This window comes from Vibrio porteresiae DSM 19223 (assembly GCF_024347055.1).
GTDB lineage: Bacteria > Pseudomonadota > Gammaproteobacteria > Enterobacterales > Vibrionaceae > Vibrio > Vibrio porteresiae.
Genome location: NZ_AP024895.1, coordinates 590,612 through 604,200, shown reverse-complemented (window position 1 = coordinate 604,200; position 13,589 = coordinate 590,612). Strand labels below are relative to the sequence as shown.

Annotated in this window: 15 protein-coding genes and 1 other RNA gene; 6 read left to right on the top strand and 10 right to left on the bottom strand. The window is 44.4% G+C overall.

Annotation, left to right across the window (positions count from 1 at the left end):
* Window positions 1-118: 118 nt before the first annotated feature.
* Together rnpB and rsmI are read right to left on the bottom strand one after the other, a co-directional pair.
* An RNA gene (gene rnpB, locus OCV11_RS02885) (RNase P RNA component class A) lies at window positions 119-511 on the bottom strand.
* A 109-nt stretch (window positions 512-620) separates the two neighbouring features.
* Entirely contained in the window at window positions 621-1,478 is an 858-nt protein-coding gene (gene rsmI / locus OCV11_RS02880; protein WP_261894875.1) for a 16S rRNA (cytidine(1402)-2'-O)-methyltransferase, read from the bottom strand.
* Window positions 1,479-1,547: 69 nt separating this feature from the next.
* Here rsmI and OCV11_RS02875 point away from each other — a divergent pair, with 69 nt between their 5' ends.
* Genes OCV11_RS02875 through OCV11_RS02860 form a run of 4 tightly spaced genes read left to right on the top strand, consistent with a single transcriptional unit; the run spans window position 1,548 to window position 4,886 of the window.
* Window positions 1,548-3,344, top strand: coding sequence for a penicillin-binding protein activator (locus tag OCV11_RS02875; RefSeq protein WP_261894873.1), 1,797 nt, complete (start codon window positions 1,548-1,550; stop codon window positions 3,342-3,344).
* A gap of 2 nt (window positions 3,345-3,346) precedes the next feature.
* Window positions 3,347-3,715, top strand: coding sequence for a YraN family protein (locus OCV11_RS02870; RefSeq protein WP_261894872.1), 369 nt, complete (start codon window positions 3,347-3,349; stop codon window positions 3,713-3,715).
* Between the two features lie 3 nt (window positions 3,716-3,718).
* On the top strand, window positions 3,719-4,309 hold the full coding sequence (locus OCV11_RS02865; protein WP_261894871.1) for a phosphoheptose isomerase: 591 nt from the start codon (window positions 3,719-3,721) through the stop codon (window positions 4,307-4,309).
* Window positions 4,310-4,313: 4 nt separating this feature from the next.
* A complete protein-coding gene (locus OCV11_RS02860; protein ID WP_261894870.1) occupies window positions 4,314-4,886 on the top strand; it encodes a BON domain-containing protein in 573 nt (190 codons plus the stop codon).
* Window positions 4,887-5,046: 160 nt separating this feature from the next.
* Here the strand turns inward: OCV11_RS02860 and sspB are convergent, their stop codons facing one another.
* The 8 genes from sspB to zapE all read right to left on the bottom strand — a co-directional run bounded on the left by sspB (window position 5,047) and on the right by zapE (window position 11,330).
* Entirely contained in the window at window positions 5,047-5,532 is a 486-nt protein-coding gene (gene sspB, locus OCV11_RS02855) for a ClpXP protease specificity-enhancing factor (protein ID WP_261894869.1), read from the bottom strand.
* A gap of 10 nt (window positions 5,533-5,542) precedes the next feature.
* Window positions 5,543-6,178: a stringent starvation protein SspA gene (gene sspA / locus OCV11_RS02850; protein ID WP_261894868.1), complete on the bottom strand. Its 636-nt coding sequence runs from the start codon at window positions 6,176-6,178 to the stop codon at window positions 5,543-5,545.
* 97 nt (window positions 6,179-6,275) lie between these two features.
* Complete coding sequence (locus tag OCV11_RS02845) at window positions 6,276-6,980, bottom strand: cytochrome c1 (RefSeq protein ID WP_261894867.1); 705 nt, start codon at window positions 6,978-6,980, stop codon at window positions 6,276-6,278.
* Entirely contained in the window at window positions 6,977-8,236 is a 1,260-nt protein-coding gene (locus OCV11_RS02840; RefSeq protein ID WP_261894866.1) for a cytochrome b, read from the bottom strand. Before OCV11_RS02840 ends, OCV11_RS02845 begins: the two co-directional genes overlap by 4 nt.
* On the bottom strand, window positions 8,236-8,832 hold the full coding sequence (petA, locus tag OCV11_RS02835; RefSeq protein ID WP_261894865.1) for a ubiquinol-cytochrome c reductase iron-sulfur subunit: 597 nt from the start codon (window positions 8,830-8,832) through the stop codon (window positions 8,236-8,238). Before petA ends, OCV11_RS02840 begins: the two co-directional genes overlap by 1 nt.
* Before the next feature lie 289 nt (window positions 8,833-9,121).
* Window positions 9,122-9,514, bottom strand: a complete 393-nt coding sequence (gene rpsI, locus OCV11_RS02830; RefSeq protein WP_261894864.1) for a 30S ribosomal protein S9 — start codon at window positions 9,512-9,514, stop codon at window positions 9,122-9,124.
* Window positions 9,515-9,529: 15 nt separating this feature from the next.
* Window positions 9,530-9,958: a 50S ribosomal protein L13 gene (gene rplM, locus OCV11_RS02825; RefSeq protein ID WP_261894863.1), complete on the bottom strand. Its 429-nt coding sequence runs from the start codon at window positions 9,956-9,958 to the stop codon at window positions 9,530-9,532.
* 268 nt (window positions 9,959-10,226) lie between these two features.
* Complete coding sequence (zapE, locus tag OCV11_RS02820; protein ID WP_261894862.1) at window positions 10,227-11,330, bottom strand: cell division protein ZapE; 1,104 nt, start codon at window positions 11,328-11,330, stop codon at window positions 10,227-10,229.
* A 150-nt stretch (window positions 11,331-11,480) separates the two neighbouring features.
* On the opposite strand from zapE, the gene zapG reads away from it, so the two are divergent.
* Together zapG and OCV11_RS02810 are read left to right on the top strand one after the other, a co-directional pair.
* The gene (gene zapG, locus OCV11_RS02815; RefSeq protein ID WP_261894861.1) at window positions 11,481-11,933 is read left to right on the top strand and encodes a Z-ring associated protein ZapG; all 453 of its coding nucleotides are present in this window, start codon (window positions 11,481-11,483) and stop codon (window positions 11,931-11,933) included.
* Between the two features lie 124 nt (window positions 11,934-12,057).
* The gene (locus OCV11_RS02810; RefSeq protein ID WP_261896209.1) at window positions 12,058-13,425 is read left to right on the top strand and encodes a Do family serine endopeptidase; all 1,368 of its coding nucleotides are present in this window, start codon (window positions 12,058-12,060) and stop codon (window positions 13,423-13,425) included.
* Window positions 13,426-13,589: the final 164 nt, after the last annotated feature.

The window sequence follows — 13,589 nt, the reverse complement described above, 5'->3', positions numbered from 1 at the left end:
CTAGCGGTTAGCTCGTCTGGGACGTGACTTTGCGCTAAGTTTAAAGCTTTTCGCTTTGGTTGAGTCAATATAAAGCAAAAAACCCATCATAACTCGAGAGCCATGATGGGTTTAGAAAAGGTGGAGTCGGCATCGTAAGCCGGGTTCTGTTCCGCTTGCGCGGCGGTAGCCATTCGTCTAGGCCAGCAATCACTCACTGGCTCAAGCAACCTACCCGCTTCCTAACGCGAGCAACGCTATGTGGAAGCCTATTTGGTCTTGCTCCGGGTGGAGTTTACCTTGCTACGAACTGTTGCCAGTCGCACGGTGCGCTCTTACCGCACCCTTTCACCCTTACCTGTACCCGAAGGCCATCGGCGGTCTTCTCTCTGCTGCACTTGTCGTAAGCTCACGCTCCCCAGGCGTTACCTGGCACCCTGCTCTATGGAGCCCGGACTTTCCTCCCCTCCATCAGTCTCCCTAACACGAGGTTAAGGGACGTCAATGAAGCAGCGACTACCCAGCCAACTCCGACCGCGAATAATATAGATAACCACCCTCAGTGTCTAGAAAGAATCAATAAACTCGACCAAATGCCTACCAAACGGTCAAATCTACACCGATTCTCGCAGCAACGCTGATTAATCTAGATTCTCTAAACCCCATTTATAGAGTTCATTCTTCTTGAGGTTGTAAATTTCGGCAGTCAACGCAGCGGCTTTTTTCAGTGGCAGCTCTTTGGTCAAAATCGCTAAGGTGCGCAGCGCTTCATCTGGCACGCCACTGGTTTTATCTTCACGGTAGCCATGAATCAGCAACACCATTTCACCGCGTTTGCGATTTTCATCTTCTTCAACCCATGCAACCAGCTCACCGAGAGGCATACCTTGAATGGTTTCAAAGGTCTTGGTTAATTCACGTGCCAGCACCACTTCACGGTCTGGGCCGAGAATTTCTAGCATGTCTTGCAAAGACTCAGTAATACGGTGTGGCGATTCATAAAAAATGCACGTACGCTCTACTTTGGCAATCTCAAGTAATTTGTCTTTACGACCTTTACTTTTAGCTGGGAAAAAGCCTTCGAAACTGAAGCGATCAGATGGCAAACCAGAAGCACTGAGCGCTGTAATCACCGCGCACGCACCAGGAAGTGGCGTAACTTTAACACCCGCTTGACGACATTGACTGACTAAATGATAACCTGGATCACTAATTAGCGGTGTACCGGCATCAGAAACCAATGCAATGGATTGACCCGCTAATAATTTCTCAACTAATGCTTGAGCTTTTTGCTGTTCATTGTGATCATGCAAAGCGAACGTCTTAGTTTGAATATTGAAGTGAGAGAGCAATTTACCTGTATGGCGCGTGTCTTCAGCAGCGATAACATCAACACTGGAAAGCACATCTAAAGCTCTTTGGGTAATATCGCCTAGGTTACCAATTGGCGTCGGAACTATGTATAACGTAGGGACGTCCAAGGTTTTGTTATCTGTCATTTGTTTACCATCACTTCAACGATTAATATAGAGACAATTTTACACGGATTAACTTAAGAACTCATGGCTATGAAAAACCATCAGAGACGCAGTGTACCACGCTTACTCACTCCTGTTGCATTCGCGATCATGTTAGCGGCTTGTTCGTCTAAACCTTCAGCACCTGATTTTGTCGATATTACGAACGAACCAAGTGAAACCGCACAAGTGTACATCATGCAAGCTGACACCACTCAAGGCAGCTTGCAAAACGACCTGTTGATCATGGCCATGAAAGCCGCGATTGTGGCAAACAATACCGATCAAGCTGAGTTGATTAGTAAGCGCTTGTCAAAACAGAAACTGAGTCCAAGCCAAACTGCCGAATGGCAACTGGCCAAAGCACATCTACTGACCAATGTTGAGCAGTATGATAATGCGCTAGCTCAGCTCGATTTTAAACCTTATTGGAAACTCTCTGATGAGCAGTGGAAAAACTACCACCAGCTGAAAGCAGACATTTATACCAATTTAGAGAAACCTTTCGACTCTAGCCGTGAGCTTGTGGCTCTTTATGACTACACGCCACAAAGCGGATGGGAAGGTATCTCTGATCAAATCTGGGCTAACTTAAGTAAGTTTAATGGTCATAACATCACTAACTTAACCACCAAGCCTAACGAAGATGTTTTGGATGGTTGGCTACAGCTTGCGGTGTACATGAAAACCATGGGTAGCGACCTACCACAGCTGCAAAACACGTTGAAAAATTGGTTAGCAGAAAACCCACAACACCCAGCTGCATTAAACACGCCTAAAGACATTCAAGATATCTTAGCGATGGATATCGCGCAGCCAAGTCGTACTGCTCTGCTCTTACCATTAACCGGTAAGTACGCACGCCAAGCTCAGTTAATTCGTGACGGCTTTATTATGTCAATGATGAACGATCAAACGCGCAAACCTGATGCGAACTTGACCGTTATCGATACAAATGCCCAGAGCTTAGAGCAGATCGATAAAACGCTGACTGATAAGAAAATCGACTTTATCGTTGGTCCGCTTGAAAAAGATAAAATCGAAGCATTGCAAAAACTGCAAGAGAGCCACAGTAACCCAATTAATATGTTGGCACTGAATATTCCTGAAGAAGTCGAAGCGGGCTATCAAACCTGTTATCTAACCCTCTCTCCGGAACAAGAAGTCGCTCAGGCAGCTAAGTACCTGTTTAGCCAAGGTTATCAATACCCACTATTGCTGGCGCCAGAAGGCAGTTATGGTGAGCGTGTGGTGGATGCCTTTAATGATGAATGGCGTAAATACAGCAAAAACAAAGTGGCCGTCAGCCTCTTTGGTGATAAACGCCAATTGCAACGTAACATCAACTCGATTTTTGGCTTACAAGACAGCCAACAAAACATCGCCCAGATGGAAGAGTTGATGAACATGAAATTGCAAAGCCAGCCGCGTAGTCGCCGTGACATCGATTCGGTGTACATTGTTGCCAACAGTGCCGATCTGACCTTGATTAAACCATTTATTGAAGTGGCGATTAACCCAGATACACAGCCACCACGCCTGTTCTCTAACTCGACCAGTAACGGCAACGGTAATCAGTATGAAGATTTGAGCGGTGTGACTTACAGCGATATTCCATTGCTTATTCAGCCAGATACCTCGATTGCTAACCAAATGGAACGCTTGTGGCCAAAAGATTCTAATGGTGAACGTCGTCTCCAAGCACTGGGTATGGATGCTTATCGTTTGATGATGGAATTACCACAGATGAAAGTGGTCCAAGGTTATACCATCAACGGCCAAACTGGCGTACTAAGCATTGATGACCAGTGTGTAGTACAACGAGAAATCAGTTGGGCTAAACACTGATTATGGGGCTGTTCAATCGCCGCAAAGCGGGGTTAATGTATGAACAGCAAGCGGCGGATCATCTGATCCGCCACGGTCTAACCCTCATCGAGAAAAACTTTGTGATTCGCGGTGGGGAATTGGATTTAGTGATGCGTGATAAACAGACGTTGGTGTTTGTCGAAGTAAAATATCGAGATAATCAACGTCATGGTCATGCCGCTGAAATGGTCACGAGACAGAAACAAAAACTTCTGATTCGTTCGGCTATGATATGGATGAAACAACACCACCTAAACGTGCACGACACGGATTTTCGCTTTGATGTGGTTGCGATCCACGATTCGGGTCGCCATATTGAGTGGATAAAGAACGCAATTACCGAAGGATAATCAATGCTCGATAGCATTAAAGACAGTTTTACCGAAAGCATTCAAATTCAAATTGCTGCTGCAGAAGCATTACCAGATGCCATTATGCATGCAGCGCAAGCTATGGTAGCAACCCTACTCAACGGCAACAAAATTCTCTGTTGTGGTAATGGGGGCTCATCAGCCAACGCGCAACAGTTTACATCTTGTTTATTAAACCGTTTTGAAACTGAACGCCCTAGCCTGCCAGCATTAACCATGTCGTCTGACACCACCACGCTGACAGCCGTTGCTAATGATTATGCATACCAAGAGATTTTTTCTAAGCAAGTACGCGCTTTAGGTCAACCTGGCGATATTTTGCTGGCTATCTCAACCAGTGGTAATAGCCAAAATATCATTAAAGCAATGGAAGCTGCTGTGACTCGTGATATGACGATCATTGCTCTCACCGGTAAAGACGGGGGAGAGATGGCAGGTTTGTTGGGTGAAAACGATGTAGAAATCCGTATTCCATCTCAGCGAACAGCGCGCATTCATGAAGTGCATATGCTAACACTCCACTGTTTGTGCGACTTGATTGATCAAGTACTGTTCCCAGCACACGAGGACTAATCGAGTGAAAAAATATCGTCACTTTTTGTTGGCATTAACGGTTTTATTTTCCGTCACAGGCTGTGCCGGTATTTTCATTGCAGGCGCAGCAACTACAGCTAACTTGGTTACCGACCCACGCTCCGCGCAGCAAATTTGGGATGATAACCACTTAGAATTGAACATCGGCGGGTTAGCCCATAAAGCCCCTTACAAAGATCAATTACGAATTACTGCCGTTTCTTACCAAGGTAAAGTGGTTTTGATTGGTCAGGCTCAGCAGCAAGATCTACTCGATAAGTTTGCAACAGAAGTGCGTAACATGAAAGGTGTACGCGAGCTGCATAACCGTGTCGAAATAAAAGCACCGCTAAGCTTAGGTGAAGTGAGCGAAGATAGCTGGATCACCACCAAGGTGAAATCCGCACTGTTAACGAAATCAGATCTTAACGGGGTTAAAGTGAGTGTCGAAACAGAAGATAAAGTGGTTTATCTGTTTGGCTATGTCACTCGCGATAAAGCTCAAATCGCTACCGATGTGGCTCGCAATATCTCCGGCGTGAAAGAAGTTGTGCGTGGTTTTAACTACGCTGACTAGCCTTATACTAACGAGAAAAAGAGAGGATATGCATGTGACAATCCTCTCTTTGTTATCACGCTAACAAGCCTAACTAAAGCACCGCTTGAGTAAAAATCCAGTAACAAAAAAAGCAGCGTATCCACGCTGCTTTTTATCTTTATTACCTTGTCACGCCGTGTTATTTCACAACACGCAGACTTGGACGACCACGCGGTCTTGGCGGTTCATCGTCAGGATCTGGGTCAGTGTCATCTGAATCAGCAGATACCAAAGACATGGTCTCATCCATCTCTTCAACATCATCAAATTCATCTGCTTCGATCATCATATCCATGTACGCAGGTTCAGGTTCAAACATAGTACCTGCCCCATTTTCGCGTGCATAAATAGCCTGTACAGCATACAAAGGCACAATCACTAGATGTGGGCGTCCACCAAAGCGAGCACTGAAAGTAACTTCATCATTGCCCAGTTGGAGGTTACCAACAGCACGAGGAGCAACATTCAATACAATTTGTCCATCTTGAACGTATTCAAGCGGCACTTTGACACCATTTAACGTCGCATCCACAACTAGATGAGGCGTGAGATCATTCTCCAACAACCAATCATAATATGCTCGAAGCATAAAAGGACGGCGAGGAGTCATTTTATCAATATCCATCAGGCAACCATTAACGCGCCAGACGCATCTCACGTTCAGCTTCAGTTAGTGAAGCCAAGAAAGAATCACGTTCAAATACACGGTTCATGTAAACTTTCAGTTCTTTAGAACCAGAACCAATTAGATCAATACCTAATACAGGTAGACGCCATAGCAGAGGAGCTAGGTAGCAGTCGATCAAGCTAAATTCTTCACTCATAAAGTATTCGTATTCAGCAAAAACTGGTGCCAATGTAAGTAGATCGTTACGTAGGCGAGCACGTGCAGTTTCAGCTTCTTCAGCAGAACCTTTCACGATTTTCTCAGCTAGTGAGTACCAGTTACGTTCGATGCGGTAAATCATCAGACGGCTGTTACCACGAGCTACTGGGTAAACAGGCATCAATGGTGGATGAGGGAAACGCTCATCTAGGTATTCCATGATGATTTTTGAATCGTACAAAGCCAACTCGCGATCAACAAGAGTTGGTACTGATTTGTAAGGATTCAGTTCGATCAGTTCCGCTGGTAGGTTATTTTCGTCAACCAACTCAACTTCAAAACTCACGCCTTTTTCCGCCAGCACGATGCGAACCTGATGGCTATACATATCAGTGGCACTTGAAAACAGAGTCATCACAGAACGTTTATTGGCAGCTACAGCCATGGAGCCCTCCAGCACACTTAAACAGATAAAAACAATGGAGGGACAAGCCTCCATTGAATATTTCAAAATCGGGAAATAGCACGGCATAATAGCACAATTAGTGCACATCACGCCAATATTCTTTCTTGAGGAACAGTGAGAGTATAGTAAATATCAGTAAAAAACCTATGACCCAAATACCAAGTTGTTGCTGCTCTTGTTGTTTAGGTTCAGCAGCATACGCAAGATAGTTCACAAGATCGCGTACCAACTGATCATATTCCGCCTTGCTCAACGTTCCTGTGCTACTAGCAGATAAGGTCATTTGGCCTTGCTCTTTGCGCACGGCCACCTGGCTTCCTTGTAACCACTCCAACACGTTCGGCATCATGACATTCGGAACCAAGAGATTATTAACCCCAAGTGGTCGCTGCTCATCACGATAAAACTGATGGAGATAGGTATAAAGCCAATCTACAGAGTGCTGTTTTGTCACAAGCGAGAGATCAGGCGCCGCTACACCTAACCATTCTTGCATATTTTGCTTCGATAACACGCTTTGCATCGGCTCTGTCCAGCGGACATTGGGATCAATAATGATGCTCCGACGTAAGGTGTGTTTATCAATAGCTAAATCATGAGCAACAGTGCGATAGCGTTGGTATTGCAAGCCATGACAACTTAGACAGTATTGTGAATAGTATTGAGCCCCTCTTCTTAGAGATGCTTGGTCACCAAGGTCATTATTGGCTGCCATTAAGGCATAGGTTTCAAATGGCAATATGGCACAGCAACCAAATAGAATTATCCATAATGTTTTCATTTCATCGTCACCCTATTGGGTAGAGGACGTGTTGTTTCATGTTTGCTGTAAAAAAAGAGCAGCACAAAAAACATGAAATACCCCAAACTAAAAACTCTTGCCAGTAATGTATTAAGCCAAGTAACCGGCAGGCTACCTAATATCCCTAAGCCAATAAAGCTAATAGTTAACAACACCAAATTCCATTGGTGAAGACGGCTGCGATAACGGAAAGAACGTACCTCCCCTCTATCAAGCCAAGGCAAGAAAAACAGCACCATTACCGCCATCATCATGGCAATTACGCCCAGTAGCTTATCTGGTACAGCACGCAGTACCGCATAGAACGGGGTGAAGTACCAAAGCGGTGCGATATGCTCTGGAGTTTGCATCGGATTGGCTGGAATATAGTTATTAGCTTCTAAAAAATACCCATCTAAGCCAGGATGAAAAAACAGTATATAACTAAACAATATCAGGAAAATCCCAATACCGACGAGATCCTTTAATACGCCATAAGGATAAAAGGGAACGCAATCGACGATATCATGCTCTTGAGTATAACTGGAATGGAACGTAAATTGGCTTTGTTCATTCGAACTCCCTTTCGGCAATTTCGTCTCAATACCATCAGGATTATTGGAGCCCACTTGATGCAAAGCGATAATATGCAGATAAACCAACAGTAACAAAATTAAAGGTAAGCCAATTACGTGAAAAGCAAAAAAGCGGCTCAAGGTAATACCTGACACCACAAAGTCGCCACGAATCCAATTAGCCAGTGAGTCTCCTACCACAGGGATAGCGCTAAACAAAGACGTTATCACCTGCGCGCCCCAATAAGACATCTGCCCCCAAGGTAATAGATACCCCATAAAGGCTTCCGCCATCATTACCAAAAAGGCGGCCATACCGATAAGCCACACTAACTCTCTTGGCTTTTTATAAGAACCGTATAACAAGCCTCGAAAAATATGCAGATAAATAACGACAAAGAATGCCGACGCCCCCACCACATGGAGATAACGTAATAACCAACCATAATCGACATCACGCATGATCTCTTCAATTGAGGCAAATGCTTGTTCGACCGTTGGCTGATAACTCATGGCTAACCACAATCCAGTCAATATTTGATTGAGCAAAATCAGCAAAGATAAGGAACCAAACAACCACCAAATATTGATGTTTTTGGGTATCGGATATTGCGAAGCATGCTTACGAAAAGCCTCTTTAACCGGCAATCGAGCATCAATCCAATTAACTAAGCGTGACATCAAGTGACCTCTCCTTCGTCTTTACCAATAAGGAGTCGATTGGCGGATAAATAACGATATTTCGGTACGGCCAAATTTAAAGAGGCGGGACCACCAGCAAAAACGCGCCCAGCCATATCAAAACTAGAACCATGGCAAGGACAAAAAAAACCACTCTGTACGTTAGTAATATGATCACTCAGTGTCTGAGGTAAATACGTCGGTGAACAGCCCAAATGCGTACAGATGCCAACGGCAACAAAGATCTCAGGGCGAATCGAACGCAATGAATTTTGCGCATAGTCTGGCTGTTGTTTTTGTAAAGAGAGGGGATCAAGAAGCCGCTCATCAGGCTTTAAAAGAGCAGCAATCATCACTGCCGGACGCCGAACAATCCAAACAGGTTTACCTTGCCACTGCACGCGGATCAACTGCCCATCTTCAAGTTTAGAAATATCCACCTCAATGGGTGCCGCAGCGATCTGAGCTTTACGATTAGGTTGCCACGCACGAATAAAAGGGACAGAAAATGCGGCCACACCCAACGCCCCCACAACCGAAGTGCTGGCAGTGAGAAAGCGCCGTCTAGAGAGACGATCTGTCGTGTCATTATCCATACATCACACTTCCAAAGAGAGGGATAGGTAATGAAACCTTTGTTAAATAGACCACAAAATTGCCGCTTATCATTAGTGAGATAGGAGTTTTAGTAAACCGCTATTTCCATAATTGGTAAAGGGTTTATTGATTATTTATCAGTACTAAAGCCGGAGAGTGAGAATAAACAATAGCGGTGCTTAGCGGGAGAAACAATGATAGCCAGAAAAACAAAAAGCCCGGCATAAGCCGAGCTTTTTGAGCCATAATCCAACAATTCTGGACGATGATCTTTTCGTAAAGAAAAGATTAACGTTTAGAGAACTGTGGACGACGACGTGCTTTACGTAGACCAACTTTCTTACGTTCAACGCGACGTGCGTCACGAGTAACGTAGCCAGCTGCGCGTAGAGCAGGACGTAGAGACTCATCGTATTCCATAAGAGCGCGAGTGATACCGTGACGGATAGCACCTGCTTGACCAGAAATACCACCACCTTTAACAGTGATGTATAGGTCTAGTTTTTCAACCATATCAACTAGCTCTAGAGGTTGTTTAACAACCATACGAGAAGTTGGACGACCGAAGTATTCATCAAGACTACGCTTGTTGATTACGATGTTGCCGCTGCCTGGTTTGATGAAAACACGTGCAGCTGAGCTTTTGCGACGGCCAGTGCCGTAGTATTGATTCTCTGCCATTTTCGAAATCCCCAATTAGATGTCTAGTACTTTTGGTTGTTGAGCAGCGTGGTTGTGCTCAGCGCCAGCGTAAACTTTCAGTTTACGGTACATAGCACGGCCTAGAGGACCTTTTGGAAGCATACCTTTAACTGCTGTTTCAATCGCCATTTCTGGTTTACGGTCAATCAATTTTTCAAAAGTGATTGATTTAATACCACCTGGGAATTCAGAGTGACGGTAGTAAACTTTGTTTTTAGCTTTGTTACCAGTCACAGTCACTTTCTCAGCGTTGATAACGATGATGTAGTCACCAGCGTCAGCGTGAGGAGTGTATTCAGCTTTGTGTTTGCCACGTAGGCGAGATGCAATTTCACTTGCTAGACGGCCAAGAGTTTTACCTTCAGCGTCTACAACGTACCAGTCGCGTTTTACAGTTTCTGGTTTAGCAACGAAAGTTTTCATGCTAATAATTACCCGTTAAATTCAAATTTACACTTAAAGGAGCATTTGCTCCCACTGTCTAAGAGCCCAGTCATCACCCCTTCGAGTGGATGGCACTCTCGGCCTAAAAAGACCTGCAGTAACGGTGGGTCGCAGGATTATAGAGAAGAGCGAAGAAAAAATCACCTTTTTTTTGATAAAAATTTCCCGTTTTTTTGATAAAAAACCACTTCTCACCATGCGAAAAAGCAAGTGCGGCGGGCATCATACAGCAAAGCGTCGTTTCTGCCTAAACTAAATGCTCTCTTGCCAAATATTCTCTACTTTGCATCTCAATCAAACGAGACTGACAACGAGCGAATTCAAACTCTAATTGACCATGAGTATAAAGCGACTCTAACGCCACTTCCGCAGACACTATCAACTTGACGTGTCGCTCATAAAATTCATCCACTAATGCGATAAAACGACGTGCTGCATCATCAATGGTCGCCCCCATCTGCTTCACTTCACTAAGGAAAACAGTATGATACAAACGAGAGAGCTCGATATAATCATTTTGGCTACGAGCAGTTTGACACAGCTGTGCGAAGCTGGCGTACAACACGCCATCACACGAATTGATCACCGCTACATCGCGATGATTGATAGAAATCGTCTGCTGATGTGACTGCCCTGTTCCCGTTAATTGCTGATAATAACGTTCAAGATTTTGCTGGGCATGGATGTCTAATGGGAAGTGATAGATTTCTGCCTGCTCAAGTGTACGTAGCCGATAATCAACACCACTATCAACATTGAGAATATGGCAATTGGCTTCAATCAGGGCGATGGCGGGTAAAAACCGAGCTCGCTGCAGACCATTACGGTAGAGCTCTTTGGGTGGAATATTCGATGTTGCCACTAAAACGACATTACGATAGAAAAGCTCTTGGAAAAGAGTACCCAATATCATCGCATCGGTAATGTCAGAGACAAAAAACTCATCAAAACAGATGATAGTCGTTTCTTTAGCCAGAGTATCAGCGACCTTTTCGAGAGGATCACTCACATCACTTAGTTGAGACAGTTCATGATGGACACGCAGCATAAAACGGTGAAAGTGAATACGCATTTTCTTTTTAATTGGTAATGCATCGAAAAAGGTATCCATTAAATAGGTTTTACCCCGGCCAACGCCGCCCCAAAAATAGAGTCCTTTCGGTGGTTTCACTGGCAATACTTTTTGGCGAGTCATTTTCTGCCAAAAAGTAGGTTTTACTTCGGGTAATTGGTCGTATTCGACTAATTGATGATATAAGCGATCCAAAGCGTCGACAGCCATCGCCTGCGCTGAATCCCTTTGAAAATCTGACTTTGCTAAATCTTGTTCGTAACGTTGCTTTGGAGTCATTGCTGTCTACTATCTTTAAAGAGAAAAAACTGACGCACAGCGCACATGCTTTTTGCTTTATCCCAACCATGAACTCATAGTAACATGTGACTAGGGCATGTGTAACCAATTGGTGAAAAACATGTTAAATAACAACAATAAGGAGCTGTTATGCCTTGGATATATGCTATTGTAGGCCTGCTAGTTGGCGTTGTTGTCGGGATCATCATCGCACGCCTGACTACGCCACAGTATAAGTCTCAAAAGTCCCTACACAAAGATCTGCAAACTGCAAAATTCGAGCTAGAGCAGCAACGTCAAGAGCTCGCGGATCACTTTTCTCAAACCGCTGAAATGCTAGACGCATTGGGCAAGGATTACACAAAGCTTTACCAACACATGGCCAAAACATCGGTCGATTTGTTGCCGAATATGCCAGAACAAGACAATCCGTTTGAAAAAGCCATGGCACAACATAATCAGACTGACGAATCGTTAGTTGTCGATGAAGAAGGCCATGCATTACCACCGAAAGATTACGCTTCTGGCGCTACAGGTTTGCTAAAAGATGAGAAGAAAGAAATTTTGGACTCATCACAGGTGGTAAATAGCCGAGCCAGTTAATTGTTAAAATAGTGACTGAACTTTGCAAAGGTTTTTGAGTCATAACTCACATTGAGTCTGTTGAATTTTTTCGTTTGGCACATATATCAAACACTACAGGCGTGTATCTTTGAGGAGTTTTATGATGAAAAAACCTTTGCTTGTTCTTACCGCATTGTCTTTAAGTTTAAGTTCCATCATTGCCCCGCTACCGGCATCAGCGGCTCTCCCCCTAACGGTTCAAGGGGAGCAAGTACCTAGTTTAGCGCCCATGCTAGAAAAGGTAACACCAGCGGTGGTCAGTATTGCTGTAGAAGGGACCCAAGTTTCCCGTCAACGTATTCCAGAACAGTTCCAATTTTTCTTTGGTCCAGATTTCCCTACTGAACAACTTCAAGAGCGTCCATTTAAAGGGCTCGGTTCAGGCGTCGTGATCAATTCAGAAAAAGGCTATGTCGTTACCAACTACCACGTGATTAATGGTGCAAACTCCATCCGAGTGCAACTTCACGATGGTCGTGAGTACGAAGCAAAATTGGTGGGTGGCGACAAGATGTCAGATATCGCCCTACTGCAACTGAAGAATGCTAAACACCTAACCGAAATTAAAATTGCCGACTCTGATCAACTACGTGTGGGTGATTTTGCAGTCGCTATCGGTAACCCATTTGGTCTTGGCCAAACGGTAACGTCCGGCATCATTTCTGCGTTGGGCCGTAGTGGACTCAATATCGAAAACTTCGAAAACTTTATTCAAACCGATGCTGCAATTAACAGTGGCAACTCTGGTGGTGCGTTAGTTAACCTTAATGGTGAACTCATCGGTATTAACACGGCGATTCTTGGCCCTAATGGCGGTAACGTAGGTATTGGTTTCTCTATCCCATCAAATATGATGAAAAACCTTACCGACCAAATTCTAAAATACGGCGAAGTAAAACGCGGTATGCTGGGTGTCCAAGGTGGTGAAGTAAACTCTGAATTGGCAGAAGCGCTTGGCCTAGACTCAAGTAAAGGGGCTTTTGTTAGCCAAGTGGTTCCTGATAGTGCAGCAGACAAAGCTGGCCTAAAAGCAGGTGACGTGATTGTTTCCGTTAACGGTAAATCGATTGATTCCTTCTCCGAACTACGTGCAAAAGTGGCGACATTAGGAGCTGGTAAAGAGGTTACTCTTGGTATCATCCGTGATGGTAAAACTGAATCATTTAAAGTCACTTTAGGTGAGCAAAACGAAACTAAAACTCAAGCCGCTGATCTACACCAAGGTCTTGCTGGTGCCCAGTTCAGTAACACGACTTCCGCCGATTCAATCCAAGGTGTGAAAGTGGTCTCCGTAGAAAAAGACTCACCAGCAGCGCAATACCAATTGCAAAAAGATGACATCATCATTGGCGTGAACCGTGAACGTGTGAAGAATATCGCCGATCTACGTAAGATCCTTGAGAAAAAGCCAGGCGTTCTAGCCCTGAACATCCAACGTGGTGAGCAGTCGATCTACTTGATCATTCGCTAACGTCTTCGATTAAGCACGGTACAACAGCGCCGTGCTTTTTCTCTCCATTCTGTCAGGATGGGGAATATCGGATACACCTAGGCAGTAGTCTTCTTTTATACTACTGCCTTTTCTTTTTGGTACTTTGTCTGCACTTTTTTGTTGGGTCTTTTTGTGGGTAATAA